Genomic DNA, 17,525 nt, shown 5'->3' with positions numbered 1-17,525 from the left:
TATGAGAGCAAAAACCCGTTGTAAGATTTTTACTCTGTCGCACGCGCTTTTTTCACCTGCCGGCGGTCGTAATGGCGGTGCGTCGTTTGAGGGTTCGCGTGCGCCGCGAAGTCGTAGGCATCGGCCTCCCGGTTGGCCAGCTTGGTCGTGATCGCGGCCGGGCGGATGTCCAGCTGGGCGAAGTACTCAGGGTGCTGGGTGAGCGTTTTCTCGGTCACATCCTGATCCAGCGTTTTCACGTAGGCCAGCATGGCCTCCTGCCAGGACGAGGACAGGCCTCCTTTGGTATAGCATTTCCCGCCCGCCGCCGGAAACATGTAGACCGATTCCTTCGGCCTGACCCGCTCGTCCTTCCTCACCCTCGCGACCCAGTAGTAATAGGTCGACTCCTTCATGCCGGCCGCGGCTGCCGCCGCCTTTGCCGTCTCCCCCTTCGCGATCGCGATTGCGATGCGCGCCATGGTCTGGGCGGTCTCGGGCGGTACCGACGGCATGTGCTGCTGGGCCTGCTCGATGCGCTTGACCACCATGCGTAGGCGCGGCGACCATTCCCGTAGCTTCAGCACCTCGGCCTCGCCGCGCTTCCGTTTTGCGCCGGTCACCGTCACGCCTTCGCGCGAGCATCCCGTCTTCAGCATCGGCCGCACTTCCGCCGTCCGGAACCCGGTCAGGTAGGTGAAGAGGGCCATGCATCCCATCAGGCGCACCACCCGGTTGTCCTGGCGCTGGCTCCACAGATAAAACCGGACGATCTGCGACCGGGAGACGGTGCGCACGTCCTTTTCCAGAATATCGGTGTCCATGTCCACGAACGGGTTCGCCTCCATCACGCCCCACCTGATCGCCTTCTTGCAGATGGTCGAGAAAGTGTAGAGCTCCTTCCAGGCCTTCGCCGGCGCGCCGTCGGCCGCACGCGCCTCGACATACTGATACCCGTGAATCGTCTTGAGCGAATTCGGTGCCATCTGGCCGAAAAACTTGATCAGGTTCGCATAGGTGCCGTTCCTCACCGCGAGACCCTCCTTCGACTGGTCCAGGTAGTGCTTCGGGTCTTCCTCCGTCTTGAAGCGGTCGATCAGCTCGGCGACCGAACCGGCGATGATCCTCCCTTGCTGGATGTCGATCGCCTTGCGCTTCGCGACAATGTCCGCCTTGCGGATCTCTTCCTTGTTTCCGGCCGGCGCCGTCGCCACGGTTTCGTTCCGGCCATCCGGGTATTGGTAGTACCACGACACCTTTTTGACGCCCGTCCTCTTGTACAGCCTGTCGATCCCGGTCTTTTCTTTAGTGGGCGCCAGCGAAGGCTTTGAGGTTCGGTTCGTCCGCATATTTTTGTCGTTTCGGCTCATCGGTAATACCCATCATCCTATCGTGGTAGGCGCGCGCCACCCTGGGGAGGCCGGTCGCGCCCACCTCAAATTTCCACTTCCTCTGCCGCAGCCAGGTGACCATCTTGGTGCGCTGGTTTGGCTTGCAGTCGACCAGCTCGGCGAGCTCGTCAGCGCTCAAGTATCCGCTCATGGTTCAATTTCCTTTCTGGCCTCTTCGAAGGCCACGTTCAGTTCCGACATCGCGGCGTCGCTGCCACCGATGTGGTCCGGGTGCAGCTCGCGCGCCAGACGGCGGTACTGGTATTTCACCTCGGTCAACGTGAAAGCGCCGCTCGAGGCGAGACCGAGTACGTCACGCCAGTGTCGTTTTGCCGCTGGCGCCGGCAGCGCGGTGAAACCGGTGAACGCTCGGTCCAGGATTTGCGCGCCGCCGTGCCGCTCGATCGCGCGCATCGCGTCCAGTGTCGCCGCGATCGCGGCCAGGTTTTCCTCGACCTTGTAATACTGGTCGATCGCCATCACGCGGCGCTCTCCCTTGCGGGTCTTCCAGTAGACGGCGGCGCCGGCGTCGCGTGGAGCGGCCTGGCCGGAGCGCGGAAGACCATCGAGACGCAGCTGCAGATTCGTCGAGATAACGACATCCTGGCGGTCGATGCCCATGCGCGCCAGCTCCGCCAACACGCGGTTCGTCGCTTCGGCGATGGTGATGTCGACGGTCCTGGCCCAGCTGCTGCCCGGCGAAGTCTTCTTGGTGCTGAACTTGCCATAGCGCTGCTGGATTGCAGGCGTGCGCGGCCAGCCGGCCGGCCACTGCAGTGGGTAAGCGGGGATCATGCAGTACCTCCGCTCTCGACTTCCAAGATGATACGGAACCCGATTCCAATCTTGCCCGGCGTCGGATGCGGCTGGTACCAGCACAGATACCAGAAGGTCACGCCGACGTCGTCCTCGCCTTCGCGCTTCCAGCACTTCCCGTCATAGGTGCCGGACGGGTAGCTGCGCGAGTACTCGGCTAGGCCGGCCAGCTGGCGCGGCGTCAGCAGCACATGGGTATCGTCCATCGGCGCCTGCCGGATGTCCGCTGGCTGGCGCCAGTGGCGGCCAAGTGGGTCGGTCATTTGCGGGATCACGATGCGCAGCCTTTCTGATCGATGTTCGGCTTGGTCAGGGCCGCGAGATTGTCAGCAAGTTCCAGCACCAGGTCGGCGGCGGCGTGGCGCGCGTCGCGATGGCCGCGCTTGTATTCATCGTTCTCACGTTGATCGACCCCGAGGTTCATAATCGCGAGCGGCACGGTCAGCACGTCGGCCGGCACCGCATGCGCAGCTCTGGCGGCAATGCGGTCGTTCACACGGCTCATGCGCTCTTCATTCCAGTCGCGGTCTTTCTTCTCGGCGGTCTGCTTCCAGGCCAGCATGCCGCGGTAGTAGCGCTCGATCTCTTCAGCGGCGTCGATGAGCAATTTTGGCGTGACAATCGCCGGGTCCCAGCCAACGAACGTGCCGGCGGCCGTGGCACGCAGACGCTTCGACAAGTCGGTGGGCGCGCTCCGTGCGGCGCGCAACTCCGCAATCTCCGCTTCCATCGCGCGCTCGACGTCGCTGGGCCCATGCAGGGGGAAGTCCGCAGGCTTCCCGAGGCGCTCGCGCCAGGTCTTTACTGTGCTGATACTCATGTTGTTCTTTCTGTATCGTTGGGTTTTCTCATCTGGAGTCGGCTCTGATTGAGCTTTTCCTCCGCGCGCCGGCGCAGCGCCTGCTGCAGCTCCAGATCGAGGCGCATAACCGCTACCTGCTCGAACAGGGCCCGGGCCATCTGCTCGTCGCTGCCGTAGAGGGAACGCGCCTGTTCGAACGTCGTGCTCATGCGGCCGCCAGGGTGGTCGCCGCCGGCGCTGCGGCCGCCTCGCGCACGTTCAGCGGCCGCATGCTGCCGGTACGCAGGTTCACGAAGGCGCCGTGCCAGGTCAGGCAGCCGTGCCGGAAGAACTCCCACAGGATCGACAGGGCCGGCGTCACGATCGACTGGTTGACGAACAGTTCCTGGCGCTCGAGCGCCTCGGCCAGGCCGCAGCTCGGCGTGTCGTCTTCCTTAGCCTGCAGGTCGACCAGCTCGGGCAGCACGTCGTAGGGGCTCGGCAGCAGCGCGCTGTTCGCCGGCGCCTGCAGGCCGGCGCGCCCTTCGAACAGCTCACCCAGCAGCACCTGGCCATCGGCCGCGCGGTTGCCGAGGTCCATCAGGTAGTGCACGCCCGAGCGCTTCAGCTTGTGGTGGATCTCGTGCCGGGCTCGCGCGCTGTCGACGCAGGCGATCGCCATGTGGTGCTGGCGCTCGTAGCCCGCGTCGTAGCGGCCGTGCACGGCTTCCCAGTTCAGCCCGAAGAAGGCGTTGATCCGCTGGACCAGCACGTGAGCCTTGCTGGCGCCGACATCGAAGGCGCCGAACAGCTGGCGGCCCATGTTCGCCTCGCTGACGGTGTCCGGATCGAATACCGTCACCTTCAGGCCGGGGTGGCCGAGCGCAGTGATGGCGTGGTTCAGCCGGGCCAAGCCGGTCAGCATCTGCGAACCGTTGCCGCCGCAGCCGATCAGGGCGATGCGCACCGGGTGGCTCAGCATGATGGGTGGCGTGATATGCGGCATGCGATCACCCGAAGATCTTCTCGGCCGGCACCACCAGCGGGATGTACAGCCCGAGCACGCACAGCCGGAACGCCACCGTCGGCTTGTCCGTGTCCAGGTTGCCGTATACGCCCGACACCTTCACGGCGCCGCGGTCGTCCGCATCGTCGGTCTCGCTGAAGAATGCGTTGAGGTGCCCGTGGCTGTGCAGGTCGATCGCCACGCTTTCGTCGGGGCCGGGCTCGACCTGGCGGTACTGGATCCGGCTGGCGCTGGCCTCGCCGATGATTTCCGGATATTCGATCCGCCACGTCTTCTGCCGGTGGTCCCACAGCACGCTCGCGGCCGCTTCGATCGGCGCGTCGGCCCGGGCCTTGACCGCAAATTCCTTCAGCTGGGCCAGCGCGGTGCCGAGCTTGCCGAAGTCCATTTCGCACTTCGGTGCCACTGGACCGTACGGAATCGCGACGACCTTGTGTTCCGCCAGCTGGTGGATGAAGTGCAGCCAGGGGCGGCGCACCTCGACGAACAGGCCGCCCTCGGCCAGCAGGAAGCGGTGGCCATTCTCCTGCAGCGGGTGGAACGGCGCGTGGCGCGGCACGGCGGCGATCGGCGCGGCGGCCAGCAGGGCCATGTCCATCTGCAGCAACTCGGCTGGCGTGTTGACTTCGTCAACGGCAAGCGGCAGCGGGCGTTCTTCGCGCAGCAGCGTGGCCGCGGTCTCGACGAAGACATCGAAGTTGTCGCGAGTGGTCTGCATGACATGGTCGAACGAGCCGCGGGCAATATCGAGCAGCTCGGCGAATTTGCTGGTGATCTCTTGCTTGAGCATGGTGGTCCTCATCTAGTTAGTTGTTGGTGCGGGCGGCGATCCGGGCGATCGCTTCCTGCAGGGTTTCTTTTGAATCGACGAGCGCGCGCTGCATCGCGGCCGGGTCGGGGCTGTCCAGCTGGTCAAGCCACAGCCGCTGGATGCCGCCCTTGTACTTCACTGCCTTGTCGCGGTTCGGGTGCGTGAAGTGGCTGCGGAAGAAGGCGTTCTCGTAGCTGTGGATAACTTCCGCGCCGAAGGTCGGCGGCAGCTCGACATTGCCGGTGCAGATCCGGCCACCGTCCCACACGTTGAAGTGAGGGGCGTGGCGCAGGCGGGTGGTCGGCGCTGGCCGGGCATCCTCGGCCAGCGCGAACACGAACCAGTCGTTCGGCGTCGCCACGAACACGAGCGCCGGGTGCGCGGCCTCGCCATGGCCGGCGACCTTGCCCGAGCCTGCCGCCTTGAACCAGGTCATGCGCACCTGCGCCGGCGCCCACCAGGCGATCAGGTTTGGCGAGCTGAACAGCAGGTTTGCCGGCAGGAAGCCCGCGAACGCCGTGGCCGCGCTGACGGCATCGGCGAACTTGGCCAGCGCGCCTTTCGACAGCGGCACGCCGGCGCCGATTACCTTGCGCCCTTGGTGCTGGGCGTCCGGCACCACTGGGTGCGAGGTGGCGTATACGTCGCCGCGGTCAGATTGGTACATCAGCACCGCGCTGACCAGGTGCAGCACCGTTTCGCCGGTGCCGACGATATCGACAGGATGGAGGCTCAATATTTTTCTCCCAGCAGCAGGATCAGCTTTTCCACCAGCACCGCGACTTGCAGCGTTTGCTCGGTCAGCGTCATGAACTCGCGCACGCCGGCCGCCGTCACAGGGACTGGGCTCGCGTCGATGAAATCGGTGTATTCGCCGCACTGGCCGAGATCGTTCAGGTAGTCGTCGATGGTCTCGCCGATGACATCGAACGGCTTCCAGAGAAGCACCATGCAGCCGTCGATTGGATAATTGCCGGTGCGATATGCGCCTTTGTCGCTGGGGTGCAGGACAAAGTCCGGGCGGTTGACCAGCCCGTGGACCTGATCGCACAGTTCGATTGCCTGGTGCGCTAACTGGTCGTCGCCGGCGGCCGCCGCGATCGCCTCACGGGACAGCGTGCGCTTCGGTGCGCATACCCATTCGGGCAGCTCCGCGAAGAAGACGGCGCGCGTAACCACGTGCTCGTTCTCCAGCAATTCCTCGACGGTTTTGTAGTTGCCGTCTTCGCGCCGCATCTCGAGCAGCTCGGCGTCGTCGCGCGATTCCCTCCAATAGGCCTGGTCGGCCCAGTCGAGCGCGAACCACGGGTTGAACGACTCCGGAAGCAACATCACGGCATCACGCAGCACCGCCAGCACGGTCTGGCCGAAACCTTCCTTCAACAGCTCCAGGCGCTCGATCCCTTTTGCCAGGGCAAAGCGAGGAATGTCGTCTCCCATCCGGCTAAAGCAGAACCACGCCGTCGTCAGCTTGTCGTAGTTCGTGTCGTCAAGTTGCTGCACCTGCAGGCTCCAGCGGAAAAACTTGCAGGAGTGTTCGCGGATGAGTTTCGTCCACCAGTGCGACAGCGCCCGAGCCGACAGTTGCTTCTCCGGCTCGCCGATCACGTCGACCAACAGCGCATTGCGGGGCGTGCGGAGCATCGGCGCCGTGATGACGTCCGCCTCGAGCAGAGCGATGGTCAGCGGCACCATGAGTGCGTCGACGCCAGGGATCACGTAGCGTGTCGGGATCTCGGCCGCCAGCTGAGGCAGGGCCAGAGCGGCGAGCGGGAGCATCGCGGTCACGGCAGCACCAGGTGGTTGGCGGACGGCGCCAGGCAGCGCACGCCACCGGCGCGGCTGGCCTGGTCGAGGACGCGCTTCAATTGCTGGGCCAGCGGCTGGCGCGCCTGCGCAGCGGTCAGCACGTTCGCCGGGCGCATAGCGCCGTCGAGGCGGCCGTCGGCGCGCAGGCGCTGCAGCGCGAGCTCGACCGCACGGCTGGCACCCTTGGTGCCGACGGCGCGCCGGAAGGTGTAAATCTGCTTGCCGGCGACTTGCTGCGGGCCTTCGATGTCGGCGCTGAGGATCTCCGGGTAGACGCTGGCGTAGAAGTCGCGCACCTGCTCCAGGCTGAGCAACGCGCCCGGGTCGGCCAGGGCCACGCCGTTGTATTTGAATTCGCGGACGAGGTTTTCGATTTGCATGTCGTCCTCCGCTTAGAAAATGTCCATGGAGTCGACGTTGCCGACAGCCTGGGCGGCGGGCGCGGGAGCGGATGCCGAAAGCTGCACATCGGCGCCGCTGCTCGTGCTCTCGGCGAAAATGTCGCGGGTATAAACGTCGGCTCCAGCCTGGTCGGCGACGGCCGACATCTCGCCGGCAGGTTTGTTACCTACCGCGGCGTCACCGGCCGGCGCGGCGCCCTGGTCGACCGTGGTGCCGGTGCTGGCGCTGGCGCTGCCGGCCGATTCATCGGCGACGGCCTGCTGCTGATCGCCGGCGTTCGCTTCGCCAGCTGCAGCGACGGCATCCTGTGCACCGTCGTTCTTCTTGTCGTCCTCGGCACCCTTGCTGCCGCGACCCTTGCGGGCCGGCTTCTCGGACTTGCTGTCGCTCTTCACTTCAGCTTTCGGCGCGGGCAGGGCTGGCGCGGCGCCGCCGGCGGCGTCCTGGGCCTGCTGGATCAGCGAGCGCTTCGGTGCCTGCCAGGTCGACAGGGCCGCGATGAAGTCGGCGTCGAACTCGGTCGGCGTGGCCAGCAGGGACAGCGGCTGCGGCAGACTGTGCTTCGCCTTCGTGTCGGTGGGCGTTGGCGTCACGTTGACGCGCAGCTGGCCGTCGCCCTCGGCGGCGACCGTGATCATAAGCGGCGCCTTCTTCGCGAGCTCATGCAGGGTAGTGAACATAGAGTGGTCCTCTTGGTTGTGGTGCCCGGGCGGGCGGTGGTTAATCGTCGTGGTCGTTGGCCTGGAGCTTCTTGGGGTCGAACTGGTCGCGGCGCCGCATGTGCCGGCGGGCCGCAGCCTTCAGGGCCGCCTTGAGCGTGGGGTTCTTGAGCATGTCGTCGAGCGAGGTCTTCGAGCCCAGCATGTGACGGGCCACCTCGAGCGCTGCGCGATCTGGTTCGACGCGCGCCATGTCAGGCTCCCGCGGCAGGCCGGCGCACGCCGAGCATTGCCCGCAGCGCGGCAGCAGCCTCTGGGTGATCGAGGCCTTCCATCGCACCGCAGAGCATTTGCGTGAACGCGGTCGAGCGCTTCTCGACGTCGTTCGGGTGCTGGGCGGTCGCGTCTTCGGTGATCAAGGTAATCACGCGCGCAATTTGACTAGCGACGGCCATCAGCACACCTGGCTCGGTTCGTCGGCCTTTGCCGCGCCGCCCTGCGCCAAGGTTTCCTCGTGTGCGCGCCAGATGCGGTGGCCCTCGTCGGTGCCGGCGTAGTAGGCGTCGGCGCTCGCGGTCCCCATCGCGTAGGGGCAGCGGGTAAGACCACCCTTAATCCGGTATACAAGGATGGCGCGCACGCCTTCCTTGTACTCGGCGCTGCGTGGGTCGCGCGGCCGGTCGAATGCGGCCCGGAACAGCTGCTCGACCAAGTCGGTGGCGCGGCTCATGGCAGCACCTCTTCGAGGACGCTGGACAGGACGATCAGCAGACCCACGGCCACCAACATCAGGCCAGGGTGGCGGTCCGTCCATTCAATACGGTGCAGGAGCAGGAAGCCGACAACATCGCGCTCCTGCGCGGCGTCAGCCTGTTCAGAGGTGTACTTCGAGATGTTGGCGATGATCGACATCGGGCTCTCCAGTTCGGCGGCTCGGCGGGTGCTGAGCTCGTCGTGATGGAGAGATCGTATAGCGTTTCGCTAAATACGGTCAAGGATTATTTATAGCGATGCGCTAAATATTTTTCCGCCGTTCGCGAAAGTCCGAACATCTCGAATGCGCCGGCCCAGCGTCAGGGCGAAAAAAAGCCCGCTCGCGGCGGGCTGTGTTGTGGCGATGGGGAGGGGAGCTACTTATTGAACAGAGCGAGAGCAAGTATTCGTCTCACGTGTTGACTTCGGTATTCTTGCTTAGCGACTCGATACGATAATCCTGGCCTCGAGGGATGCCTAAGAAACCACGAACGATATAGCCAATGGCCCAAACTATGCCCCACGTCATCAGCAATCCGACAATCGTTCCACTGACCGCCTCACCGATCTGTTCCATCCGCCGCGCCGAAATTGCATCGTTCAGACGCACAACCTCATCATTGCTCAGTTCAATTTCATCCGGCCCTTCTGACCATCCGCAAAAGTGGACGTCATTCCATTTTGGTGTCCCTTTTACATGTGTGTAGAACGATGCCTGACCGTTACAGTTCGACACCTGCTTGACATTTTTATTGTCATCAAGCGCATAAGATGCATAAACATTAGGTTTGGTGGTGCCTACGACGAGCGCAACACATGCAATCGAAAAAACCGCGACAACTTTTACGATTCTTCTTGCGCCTTCGAAAATATTCATATGTGCGTACTTTCTTTTCTAACCACTCGCCCGATCACAATGCATTCGGCGCCTTTGCATAATTGCCGGTGATACTTCCGCTGATCCGCATTATCTGAAGTCAACCACCACTGCCCAGCGTCGCGCAGTATGCGCTTGACGACCGCCTCGCCTTCGTAATTCACCACATATACGACGCCGGACACCAACTGCGTGTCGCGCGTGTTCACCACGATTACATCGCCGTCGTACAGGGCTGGCTCCATGCTGTCGCCGCGCACCGTGGTCGATACCAGCGCGTCTTTGCTCAGCCCCTCTTTCAGCATCCACTTCGTGGGCACGCCTTGGGTTTCACCGTCGTAGTGCTCGGGCTCGACCTGGAAGCCGGTAATGCCGGCCTGCACCTTGATTTTCACCCTGCGGATTTGCGTCATGCTCGGGTCGTCCTGGTCGGCCCCATGCACGCGCTTTGCGCCCGGCACCAGGTCAAGAACCTTTGGCGAAACACCACCGGCCTCTCCACGATCATGAGGGACATCCATCCATCCGGGCTGCTCATCGATAGCGGCCTCAATCCTTCGCGCCATGTCATCGCCCATGGTCTTGGGGGTGCCGGATTTACTGTCTGGCGTCCGGTTCTTGATCTGGCTCAGGTACGCAGGCGATGTCTTCGCGGCCTCCGCAAGCTTTGCGGCCGAGCCGGCGCGCTCGATGGCGATCAAGAGGTTCTGCCGACGCACTTCATCATTTGTTTGCATCTGAGCATTAAATAGCATCGCGCTAAAGTTTGAAATATGCGATTCGCTATTGACGTTATTTAGCGAATCGCTATATCCTGCGGTCATGGACATCAAAACTTACCTCTCTCAAGAGCGCGGCCGCCAGGCGGCGTTGGCCAAGGCCATCGGCGCACATGCCCCAGACGTAAGCCGCTGGGCCGACGGAACCAGGCCGATCCCAGTTATCTATGGTGCGGCGATCGAGACCGCGACGGGTGGCCTAGTCACGCGGCGCGAGATGTTCCCCGACGACTGGCAGCGCATCTGGCCCGAGTTGGCTGCCCAGTCCTACCCCGAATCCCAGCCGCAGTAACCCTGCGGCTTTTTGCCGTCCAAAAAGTTGCACCTAATCAGTTGCCCTTGAGTCATTGCACTAAAGAAGCACCCCATCCAGAACCACCCACAAGGAGAAGCACCATGGCCGCAAAAACCATCGAAATCAAAGCCCTGCTGAGCGCCGACGAGTTCGTCGACTACGAGGCCGAACGTGCCGCAGCGGACGTCAAGACCAGCCCCCTCATTCGTTCCTTTCTGAAGCGTTGGACGGCTGAACAGAAGCATAAGCGAGCCCAGCAGCAGAGGGAATTGCCAGATCATGGCCAGCACATGGCCATATCGTTCCCGGGCCGGCCCGCGCCAAACGAATCCCACCTGCAGTACTGCGGCAGCTGACCGAGGAACACATGCAAGACCAGGCACAACCCAAGAATCCAAAAAACGACAAGATCGGCACGGCGGCGCGAATCTGGCGTGCCATCGACAAGGTGGCCATTGCCACGCCCCCGCGTTCGCCTGAGCGCGAGGCCGAGTACCGTGCACGCCAGGAGCTCCGCAAGGTTGTCGACGAAGCGGGAGAGACGTGACCGATGAGGCGCCACAAGAGCAAACAGGCCTGCAGAGGACTGGCTGACCAGATCGAGGAAGCGCTGCGCCGCAAGCCGAGCACGATACAGGAACTGTGTCGTGACCTCGGCTTCAGCTATTACGCCATCCACGTCAGGCTCATGGCCCTGATGACCAGTGGCCGTGTCCATTACGTCAAGACGCCGACCAACGGCGGCGTGGGACTGGCCCATGTGTGGCATCCCGGGCCTGCTTCGAAAGAGCAGCTGGACGAGCTCCAGCGCAAAGACCAGGCGCGCGCTGTGGTGCCGGACCGCGGGCCAATCTGCACGCCCCAGCAGGTGACGACACGCGCCTATACGGCAGTGAACCGTCGCGATCCGCTCGTCGCAGCGCTGTTCGGCCCGGCGCGCCAGGCGGCCGCATGACCACGCCGCAAACCGAGAACGGCTTCACGATGATCGCGAACGAGCTACTCGAGACGATCCTGGGCAGCGGCTTTTCTCTGCACGAGCAGTCCGTCATCCTCACGGTGATCCGGAAGACCTACGGCTACGGCAAGAAGGAAGACGACATGTCGGCCGCGCAGATCGGCGCGATGTGCGGCGTGGCCCGCCAACACGTGACGTCTGCACTCAATGCGCTGGCGGCGCGCAATGTGATCAACAAGCGCCCGGGCCGGTTCGGCATGATCATCGGCATCCAGAAAGATCATCGCCGCTGGTTCTCGAAAGCGCAGCTCCGCAGCATGACAGATAGTCCAGAATCCGGACAGGGTAGTCCAAAATCCGGACATGTCCAGAATGTGGACGCTGATAGTCCAGAATCTGGACAGGTCGATAGTCCAGAATCTGGACACACAAAAGAAACCCTTCCAAAAGAAAACCACCAAAAGAAAACATCTTGCGCTCCGCAAGCGGACCGCGACCAGGTCGCCGAGACCCCAGCAGGCCAAAAAGGCCGGGCCAGGACGGGAATCGCTGCCGACCTGCAGGACCGCTTCGAGCGCTTCTACGCCGCTTATCCGCTGAAGAAGTCGCGCGGCGCCGCCGAGAAGGCGTTCGCCAAAATTCGCCCCGATGAGGCCCTGCTGGCCGAAATGCTGGCTGCCCTGGAGAAGCGCCAGGTATCCGGCACCTGGCTTGATCCGAAGTTCATCCCGTACCCGGCCACCTGGCTGAACGCCCAGGGCTGGGCGGACGTCATCGCGGTCGAGTACTCGGCGCCGGTGCATGAGGTGATCGACATCTTCAACGAGGTGCTGGGCCAGCAGTTGGGCGAGATCTCGCTTTCGATCTTCGTCCCGGCGCGCGAGGCACTGGTCACCGAGTTCCTGACCTTCTCCAACAAGCCCGACCTGGCGCGGCGCTACTTCACCTGGCTGCGCGACGACAACGACCTGCCGCCGATGATCGGCTTCGACCGCCTCATCGGCCGCCAAGGCTACGCCGACGCGATTGGCGGCAAATTCACGAGGAAACCATGACGAAACAGCACGGTGCGGACAGTGTCGCACCACACTCGATTCAGGCCGAGCAGGCCGTCCTTGGCGCGCTGCTGCGCTTCAACGACAGCTTCGACCGGATCGGCGACCTGCAGGCGAAGCACTTCTACCGCGAGGACCACCGCATCGTGTTCGCGGAAATCGTGCGCATGATCGGGCGTGGCGAGCCGGCCGACGTGATGACCGTCTGGGCGGCGCTGGAGGGCCGCGGCGGCGCCGTGGTCGACGGCATCGGCGAATACCTCAACCAGCTGGCGCAGACCGTGCCGAGCGCGGCCGCCATCGACCACTACGCGGGCATCGTGGTCGACCGTGCGCTGCTGCGCGCCACCATGCACGTGGCCGACTCGATCGCTGGCCTGGCCGCGAACCCGAAGGGCAAGAGCGCCGACCAGGTGCTGGACGCAATGCAGACGATGGTCACCTCGCTGGCCGAGCGCCGGGTTCGCAACGAGCCGAAGATGATCCGCGACATCCTGGTCGACTTCATCGACGGCGTCAGCAAGCGCGCCGAGGGGCTGGTGAACGTCATCCCGTTCGGCATCCCCGGCCTGGACCGGCTGCTGAACGGCGGTGCGCGGCCCGGCAACCTGATCGTCGTGGCCGGCCGCCCCTCGATGGGCAAGACGGCCCTGACCAGTGACTTCGGCCTGAACGTCGCCGCTGACCACAGCGTGCTCAACTTCAGCATGGAGATGGAGAGCCAGGAAATCGCCGGCCGCGCGCTGGCGAACCGCGGCCAGGTGTCGCTGGCCAAGGTCATGGGGCAGATCCCGCCCGAGGACGAAGCCGCCTGGGCTGGCGTCACCACCGGCTGCATCAAGCTGGACGTGCTGCGCTTCGCGATCGATGACACCCCGGCAATCTCGCTGCTCGAGCTGCGCATGAAGGCCAAGGCCTGGAAGCGCAAGCACGGCCTGCACATGATCATCGTCGACTACCTGGGCCTCATGACCGGCGGCGAGGGCGAGAAGCGGCACGAGCAGATCGGTTCGTATTCGCGCGGCCTGAAGGCGCTGGCCAAGGAACTTGGAGTGGCCGTGGTGGCCTTAGCCCAGCTGAACCGGAAGGTCGAGGAGCGGCCGGACAAACGCCCGGTGCTGTCCGACCTGCGCGACTCGGGCGAGATCGAGCAGGACGCCGACATCGTGATGCTGGTGCACCGCCCCGAAATGTACGACCCGGAGAACCCGGAGCTGCGCGGCTTTGCCGAGGTGCTGGTGCGCAAGCACCGCGGCGGCCCGCTGGGCGACGTGTTGCTGCGCTTCGACGGCGCCACCTGCAGCTTCGCGGACTGGTCCGGCGCGCCGCCGGCGACGTCGGCGAAGGGGCGCAGCGCGGGGAGGTTCGACGGATGAGTGCGAACCTCTTCAAGAAGGGCCGGATCTGGCACTTCCGATTCCAGGTCGGCAAGGAGCGCGTGCAGCGCAGCACCCGCGTGACCAGCAAGACGAAGGCCGAGGAGATGGCCAAGCGTGAATATGACGCCGCGGTCGTGCGCGCGAACGGCGGGGAGCCGGTGCCGACCCTGGACGAGCTGGCCGGCATGTGGGTAGTTGTTCACAGGCCGGTGGCGAGCGAGGCGCACATCCGCAGCGTTGAGACCTTCCGGCGCCTGCACATGTACGACCTGGGCGCGAAGCCGATCGGCGAGATCACGACGAAGGACGTCGAGCTGGCGCGTGGCGAGCACCTGAAGACGCACGCGCCGTCGACCGCGAACCATTGGCTCCGGATCCTGAAGCTGCTGACCATGTGGGCCGTCAAGCGCGAGATCCTGGCGACCTCGCCCTGGCGCGTGAAGATGCTGAAGGTGCAGAAGAAGCCGCGCCCGTTCCTGCCGGTCGACGTGGCCAGGACCTGGTTCGACGCCGTCGACGAGGCCACGAAGCGCGCGCCCAGCGTCGGCACGGCGGTGCGCCTGATGTTCGGCCTGGGCCTGCGCGAGAGCGAGGCGGCGTCGGCGCGCTGGGAATGGATGGACTGGGAACGCTCGACCTACACGCCCGGGATCACGAAGGGGCGCGAGGCCGAACCGATCCCGATGCCGGCATGGCTGCGCGAACACCTCGACCCGATGCGCCAGGTGGAAGGCCTGATCGTAGCCAAGCCGAGCGGCCAGGCCTTCGCGCCCGGGTTCGCGCGCCAGGCCATGCGCCGTGCGAACAAGGAGTGCTCGGTCAAGGGCATCACCCCGCACCGCCTGCGCGGAACGTTCGCCACGCTGCTATCCGAGGCCGGTGTCCCGATCCAGACGATCCAGCGCGTGATGCGTCACAAGAGCCATGCGACCACGATGGGCTACCTCGAGAAAAACCTCGACACCGCTGCGCGTGCAGCTGACGTGATCGGCCAAAAAGTGGGTTTCGGTGGCGCGAAAGTGGCGCGCGAACTGGCAGAAAGCCCGTAAATCCAAGGGTTTCAGATTATCAACAGTCATCGGGTATTCGCTAAACCGGCTGCCCGGCGACCAACCGGCGCGAGAGCGCATCAACCGCAGCACCAACTGAAAGGGCAACACCATGGAAACCTTCACCCAGCCGAAGATCACCGGCTACCGCCAGTTGAGCGAAGAGGAAGTCGCGCTCATGAACGAGGGCAAGGCTTTGGCCGAGCAGTGCGGCGCCTACATCGCCAAGCTCCGCGCCCGTGACGCCGAAATTGCAAAGACGCCACCGACCACCGGCGAGGCGCCGCGCACGCTGGACCAGCGCTGGATCAGCATCGGCGCCACCGACCTGCAGCGCGGCTTCATGGCCGTGATCCGCGGCATCGCGCAGCCGACCACGTTCTGACGATTGGGGACAACATGCGATTCATTGGAACAAAGATCATCACCGCTGAGCCCATGATCCGGGCGGCTTACATCGCCTTCCGTGGTTGGCAGCTGCCGGCGAACGAGAACGGCGCGGACGAGGGCTACCTGGTCGAATACGAGCCGGACGGCAAGCCGAACGTGCCAGGCCACGAAGGCTACGTCAGCTGGACCCCGAAGGCGGCATTCGACAACGCTTACCGCCCTTGCGACGCCATGACGTTCGGCCTGGCCCTCGAAGCCATGAAGCGTGGCGCCAAGGTCGCCCGCGCTGGCTGGAATGGCAACGGCATGTGGATCTCGCTGTCCGGCAGCACAACCAACCCGCGCAACATCGCCTTCGAGAACTTCTGGTCGAAGAACGCCAGCGAATGGGCGCGCACCGAGAACGGCGGCGGTGCCGAAGTCCTGCCCTGCATCCTCATGAAGACGGCCGATAACCGGATCCTGATGGGCTGGCTCGCATCGCAGACCGACATGCTGGCCGAAGACTGGCAGATCGTCGGCGCCGTCGAAACCAAGGTCTATGCCGACGGCACGAAGGCAACCGGGCCAGCACCGCTGCCGGATCTTTCGCCTGCCGAGCAGCAGCGCCTGCCGAAACCAGCGGACATCGTGCGTGAGCCGGCAAGGGCTTTTACTGCTCCAGCATTGCAGGGCCTGCCAGCTCATCAGAAGCGCGTCATCGACGAGAAGCGCGACCTGGACGAACGCAAGGAGAAACTCACAGCATTCTTCGAGACGACCACGTTCGCCCAGCTGGACGACAGCGAGCAGGGTCGGCTGCATGCTCAGCATGCGGCGATGGCGGATTACTCGCGCGTGCTGGGCGAGCGGATCGAAGCCTTCACCTCGCTGGCCGAGACCTGACCTGGCGATGTAGCCGCCTGGCCACGCTGCTGGGCGGCAGTATCAAAATCTGGCGATGACTCGCGGAAATTTCTTGTTCGCAAGCTCTAAAATTGATCCCTGGCTCAACAGGAGATCGCTATGTCTGCCACCGCAACCCTCGGCACCTTCAACGCACCGACCGTTCGCCGCGTCCGCCGCGACGAAGTCGCGCAGCCGGCATTCAACCGGCCCGACCCATACGCGCAGCTGATGGCGTGCTGGCTCGATTACATGCGCACCGATGACCGCGACCTGGGCGCCGGCGGCATGAAGTTGGCGAGTGATGCAGAGCCGGAAGTGAATGTGCACGATGCGCAGCGCGCTGCGGACATCAAGATGGGCGAGGCGGTCGGCGCGATGGTCGATAGCCTGGTGATGCTGCATCGCTGGGCCATCTACAAGAGCCAGGGGATCGCCACCGCCTGGCGTTTCCCAAATGCGGATTTTGGCGCCACACTGGCCGCCGCGCGCGACGAGCTAGAGCAGAAGCTGCGCAAGAACGTTGCAACCCGGCTTTATTTCTTGTAGAGTTCGGTCACTGGGCGGTTTTGCACGTCCGGAGAAAAGTAAAACCCGCCGCTCTGGCGGGTTTTGTCGTTTACGGGCCACTGTGGGCCTGACCAGGCGAGCGCTACCCAGGCGCGCCACGTCGCCGGACGCTGTAACCGGCTTGATTGTCTCCTCCCTGATCCCGGTCAGGGTTCCGCCGCCCGCGCAACGATGCGCCGGCGGCTTTTTTATTCACGGGTTGGCGAGGTTGTCATGGCGACGAAGAAGGGTACGGTTCCGCGCCGCCCGGCGCCGCCGCTGGCGATGCTGGAATCTCCAAGGCTCAGCTTCGTGCCGGCGCCAGATGTCCGCGACTGGATCAACGAAACGTTCCTGGCCGAACACTCGCGCCTCTTCAACGAAGAGCATGCGCACGTGGAAGCGGCGCACTTCGAAGTGCTCTGGGCGTCGGCCGGCTTCACCAGGCAGGGTCGCACAGTCCTCGGCCAATGCGAGCAGGTTACGTTCCGGGCCAGCGCCTGGCAAAAGGGGCGGCAGGAACAGCAGATGCGCGACTGGTTCGGCGCCGTGCCGGACTTCCTGATCACCCTCGACGCGGCCTACAGCGCGCAGTGCTCCGATCTGGAATTCTGCGCGCTGGTGGAGCACGAGCTGTATCACATTGGCCAGGAGCGCGACGCATTCGGCGCCCCAGCGTTCACCCGGAGCGGTTCGCCCAAGCTGGCGATCCGTGGCCACGACGTCGAAGAGTTCGTCGGCGTGGTGCGCCGCTACGGTCCGTCGAAGGACGTGCAGTACCTGGTCGACGCCGTGAAGCGCGGTCCCGAGGTTGCGAAATTAGACATCGCCCGGGCCTGCGGAACCTGCCTGTTGAAACTGGCTTGATCCCTTTACCCACC

General features: G+C 64.3%; 29 protein-coding genes. 11 read left to right on the top strand and 18 right to left on the bottom strand.

Annotation, left to right across the window (positions count from 1 at the left end):
- Positions 1 to 29: 29 nt before the first annotated feature.
- The 18 genes from ACFPO9_RS19765 to ACFPO9_RS19680 all read right to left on the bottom strand — a co-directional run bounded on the left by ACFPO9_RS19765 (position 30) and on the right by ACFPO9_RS19680 (position 10,135).
- A complete protein-coding gene (locus ACFPO9_RS19765) occupies positions 30 to 1,328 on the bottom strand; it encodes a hypothetical protein (protein WP_379773857.1) in 1,299 nt (432 codons plus the stop codon).
- Positions 1,285 to 1,521 carry a DUF4224 domain-containing protein gene (locus ACFPO9_RS19760; RefSeq protein WP_379773855.1) on the bottom strand — a complete coding sequence of 79 codons (237 nt, stop codon included), beginning with the start codon at positions 1,519 to 1,521 and terminating at the stop codon, positions 1,285 to 1,287. The genes ACFPO9_RS19765 and ACFPO9_RS19760 overlap by 44 nt, the downstream gene beginning before the upstream one ends.
- Positions 1,518 to 2,165, bottom strand: a complete 648-nt coding sequence (locus ACFPO9_RS19755; protein WP_379773853.1) for a J domain-containing protein — start codon at positions 2,163 to 2,165, stop codon at positions 1,518 to 1,520. Before ACFPO9_RS19755 ends, ACFPO9_RS19760 begins: the two co-directional genes overlap by 4 nt.
- Positions 2,162 to 2,449, bottom strand: a complete 288-nt coding sequence (locus ACFPO9_RS19750) for a hypothetical protein (RefSeq protein WP_379773850.1) — start codon at positions 2,447 to 2,449, stop codon at positions 2,162 to 2,164. The genes ACFPO9_RS19755 and ACFPO9_RS19750 overlap by 4 nt, the downstream gene beginning before the upstream one ends.
- A gap of 8 nt (positions 2,450 to 2,457) precedes the next feature.
- Positions 2,458 to 3,006, bottom strand: a complete 549-nt coding sequence (locus ACFPO9_RS19745) for a hypothetical protein (protein ID WP_379773847.1) — start codon at positions 3,004 to 3,006, stop codon at positions 2,458 to 2,460.
- The gene (locus ACFPO9_RS19740; protein ID WP_379773845.1) at positions 3,003 to 3,197 is read right to left on the bottom strand and encodes a hypothetical protein; all 195 of its coding nucleotides are present in this window, start codon (positions 3,195 to 3,197) and stop codon (positions 3,003 to 3,005) included. Before ACFPO9_RS19740 ends, ACFPO9_RS19745 begins: the two co-directional genes overlap by 4 nt.
- On the bottom strand, positions 3,194 to 3,973 hold the full coding sequence (locus ACFPO9_RS19735; RefSeq protein WP_379773843.1) for a PRTRC system ThiF family protein: 780 nt from the start codon (positions 3,971 to 3,973) through the stop codon (positions 3,194 to 3,196). Before ACFPO9_RS19735 ends, ACFPO9_RS19740 begins: the two co-directional genes overlap by 4 nt.
- A 4-nt stretch (positions 3,974 to 3,977) precedes the next feature.
- Positions 3,978 to 4,784, bottom strand: a complete 807-nt coding sequence (locus tag ACFPO9_RS19730; protein ID WP_379773840.1) for a PRTRC system protein A — start codon at positions 4,782 to 4,784, stop codon at positions 3,978 to 3,980.
- Positions 4,785 to 4,800: 16 nt separating this feature from the next.
- Positions 4,801 to 5,541 carry a PRTRC system protein B gene (locus ACFPO9_RS19725; protein ID WP_379773838.1) on the bottom strand — a complete coding sequence of 247 codons (741 nt, stop codon included), beginning with the start codon at positions 5,539 to 5,541 and terminating at the stop codon, positions 4,801 to 4,803.
- Complete coding sequence (locus ACFPO9_RS19720; RefSeq protein ID WP_379775035.1) at positions 5,538 to 6,584, bottom strand: PRTRC system protein F; 1,047 nt, start codon at positions 6,582 to 6,584, stop codon at positions 5,538 to 5,540. The genes ACFPO9_RS19725 and ACFPO9_RS19720 overlap by 4 nt, the downstream gene beginning before the upstream one ends.
- Before the next feature lie 5 nt (positions 6,585 to 6,589).
- Positions 6,590 to 6,994 carry a PRTRC system protein C gene (locus ACFPO9_RS19715; protein WP_379773835.1) on the bottom strand — a complete coding sequence of 135 codons (405 nt, stop codon included), beginning with the start codon at positions 6,992 to 6,994 and terminating at the stop codon, positions 6,590 to 6,592.
- Between the two features lie 12 nt (positions 6,995 to 7,006).
- Complete coding sequence (locus ACFPO9_RS19710; RefSeq protein ID WP_379773832.1) at positions 7,007 to 7,696, bottom strand: PRTRC system protein E; 690 nt, start codon at positions 7,694 to 7,696, stop codon at positions 7,007 to 7,009.
- Between the two features lie 40 nt (positions 7,697 to 7,736).
- Positions 7,737 to 7,928 (bottom strand): hypothetical protein, encoded by a 192-nt coding sequence (locus ACFPO9_RS19705; RefSeq protein ID WP_379773829.1) that lies wholly within the window; start codon positions 7,926 to 7,928, stop codon positions 7,737 to 7,739.
- Between the two features lies 1 nt (position 7,929).
- Entirely contained in the window at positions 7,930 to 8,136 is a 207-nt protein-coding gene (locus ACFPO9_RS19700) for a hypothetical protein (RefSeq protein WP_379773827.1), read from the bottom strand.
- Positions 8,130 to 8,405, bottom strand: coding sequence for a hypothetical protein (locus ACFPO9_RS19695; protein WP_379773824.1), 276 nt, complete (start codon positions 8,403 to 8,405; stop codon positions 8,130 to 8,132). Before ACFPO9_RS19695 ends, ACFPO9_RS19700 begins: the two co-directional genes overlap by 7 nt.
- A complete protein-coding gene (locus ACFPO9_RS19690; RefSeq protein WP_379773821.1) occupies positions 8,402 to 8,587 on the bottom strand; it encodes a hypothetical protein in 186 nt (61 codons plus the stop codon). Before ACFPO9_RS19690 ends, ACFPO9_RS19695 begins: the two co-directional genes overlap by 4 nt.
- Before the next feature lie 253 nt (positions 8,588 to 8,840).
- Entirely contained in the window at positions 8,841 to 9,305 is a 465-nt protein-coding gene (locus ACFPO9_RS19685; RefSeq protein ID WP_379773818.1) for a hypothetical protein, read from the bottom strand.
- Positions 9,302 to 10,135, bottom strand: coding sequence for a S24 family peptidase (locus ACFPO9_RS19680; RefSeq protein WP_379773815.1), 834 nt, complete (start codon positions 10,133 to 10,135; stop codon positions 9,302 to 9,304). Before ACFPO9_RS19680 ends, ACFPO9_RS19685 begins: the two co-directional genes overlap by 4 nt.
- Here ACFPO9_RS19680 and ACFPO9_RS19675 point away from each other — a divergent pair.
- The 11 genes from ACFPO9_RS19675 to ACFPO9_RS19625 all read left to right on the top strand — a co-directional run bounded on the left by ACFPO9_RS19675 (position 10,128) and on the right by ACFPO9_RS19625 (position 17,511).
- Positions 10,128 to 10,376, top strand: coding sequence for a transcriptional regulator (locus ACFPO9_RS19675; protein ID WP_379773813.1), 249 nt, complete (start codon positions 10,128 to 10,130; stop codon positions 10,374 to 10,376). The two genes, ACFPO9_RS19680 and ACFPO9_RS19675, sit on opposite strands and share 8 nt — an antisense overlap.
- A gap of 104 nt (positions 10,377 to 10,480) precedes the next feature.
- A complete protein-coding gene (locus ACFPO9_RS19670; protein WP_379773810.1) occupies positions 10,481 to 10,735 on the top strand; it encodes a hypothetical protein in 255 nt (84 codons plus the stop codon).
- Between the two features lie 11 nt (positions 10,736 to 10,746).
- Entirely contained in the window at positions 10,747 to 10,926 is a 180-nt protein-coding gene (locus ACFPO9_RS19665; RefSeq protein WP_379773808.1) for a hypothetical protein, read from the top strand.
- Between the two features lie 3 nt (positions 10,927 to 10,929).
- Positions 10,930 to 11,334, top strand: a complete 405-nt coding sequence (locus tag ACFPO9_RS19660; protein ID WP_379773806.1) for a hypothetical protein — start codon at positions 10,930 to 10,932, stop codon at positions 11,332 to 11,334.
- Positions 11,331 to 12,392: a replication protein gene (locus ACFPO9_RS19655; RefSeq protein ID WP_379773804.1), complete on the top strand. Its 1,062-nt coding sequence runs from the start codon at positions 11,331 to 11,333 to the stop codon at positions 12,390 to 12,392. The genes ACFPO9_RS19660 and ACFPO9_RS19655 overlap by 4 nt, the downstream gene beginning before the upstream one ends.
- The gene (locus ACFPO9_RS19650) at positions 12,389 to 13,768 is read left to right on the top strand and encodes a replicative DNA helicase (RefSeq protein ID WP_379773801.1); all 1,380 of its coding nucleotides are present in this window, start codon (positions 12,389 to 12,391) and stop codon (positions 13,766 to 13,768) included. The genes ACFPO9_RS19655 and ACFPO9_RS19650 overlap by 4 nt, the downstream gene beginning before the upstream one ends.
- A complete protein-coding gene (locus ACFPO9_RS19645; RefSeq protein WP_379773799.1) occupies positions 13,765 to 14,820 on the top strand; it encodes a tyrosine-type recombinase/integrase in 1,056 nt (351 codons plus the stop codon). Before ACFPO9_RS19650 ends, ACFPO9_RS19645 begins: the two co-directional genes overlap by 4 nt.
- A gap of 112 nt (positions 14,821 to 14,932) precedes the next feature.
- Entirely contained in the window at positions 14,933 to 15,205 is a 273-nt protein-coding gene (locus ACFPO9_RS19640; protein WP_379773797.1) for an Acb2/Tad1 domain-containing protein, read from the top strand.
- Positions 15,206 to 15,219: 14 nt separating this feature from the next.
- Positions 15,220 to 16,095 carry a DUF2829 domain-containing protein gene (locus ACFPO9_RS19635; protein WP_379773795.1) on the top strand — a complete coding sequence of 292 codons (876 nt, stop codon included), beginning with the start codon at positions 15,220 to 15,222 and terminating at the stop codon, positions 16,093 to 16,095.
- 120 nt (positions 16,096 to 16,215) lie between these two features.
- The gene (locus ACFPO9_RS19630) at positions 16,216 to 16,644 is read left to right on the top strand and encodes a hypothetical protein (protein ID WP_379773792.1); all 429 of its coding nucleotides are present in this window, start codon (positions 16,216 to 16,218) and stop codon (positions 16,642 to 16,644) included.
- 234 nt (positions 16,645 to 16,878) lie between these two features.
- On the top strand, positions 16,879 to 17,511 hold the full coding sequence (locus ACFPO9_RS19625; RefSeq protein ID WP_379773789.1) for a putative metallopeptidase: 633 nt from the start codon (positions 16,879 to 16,881) through the stop codon (positions 17,509 to 17,511).
- Positions 17,512 to 17,525 lie beyond the last annotated feature (14 nt).

The sequence above is a fragment of the Massilia aerilata genome, from assembly GCF_042656905.1.
Lineage (GTDB): Bacteria > Pseudomonadota > Gammaproteobacteria > Burkholderiales > Burkholderiaceae_D > Telluria > Telluria aerilata.
This window is presented reverse-complemented; position numbering and strand designations above follow the sequence as displayed.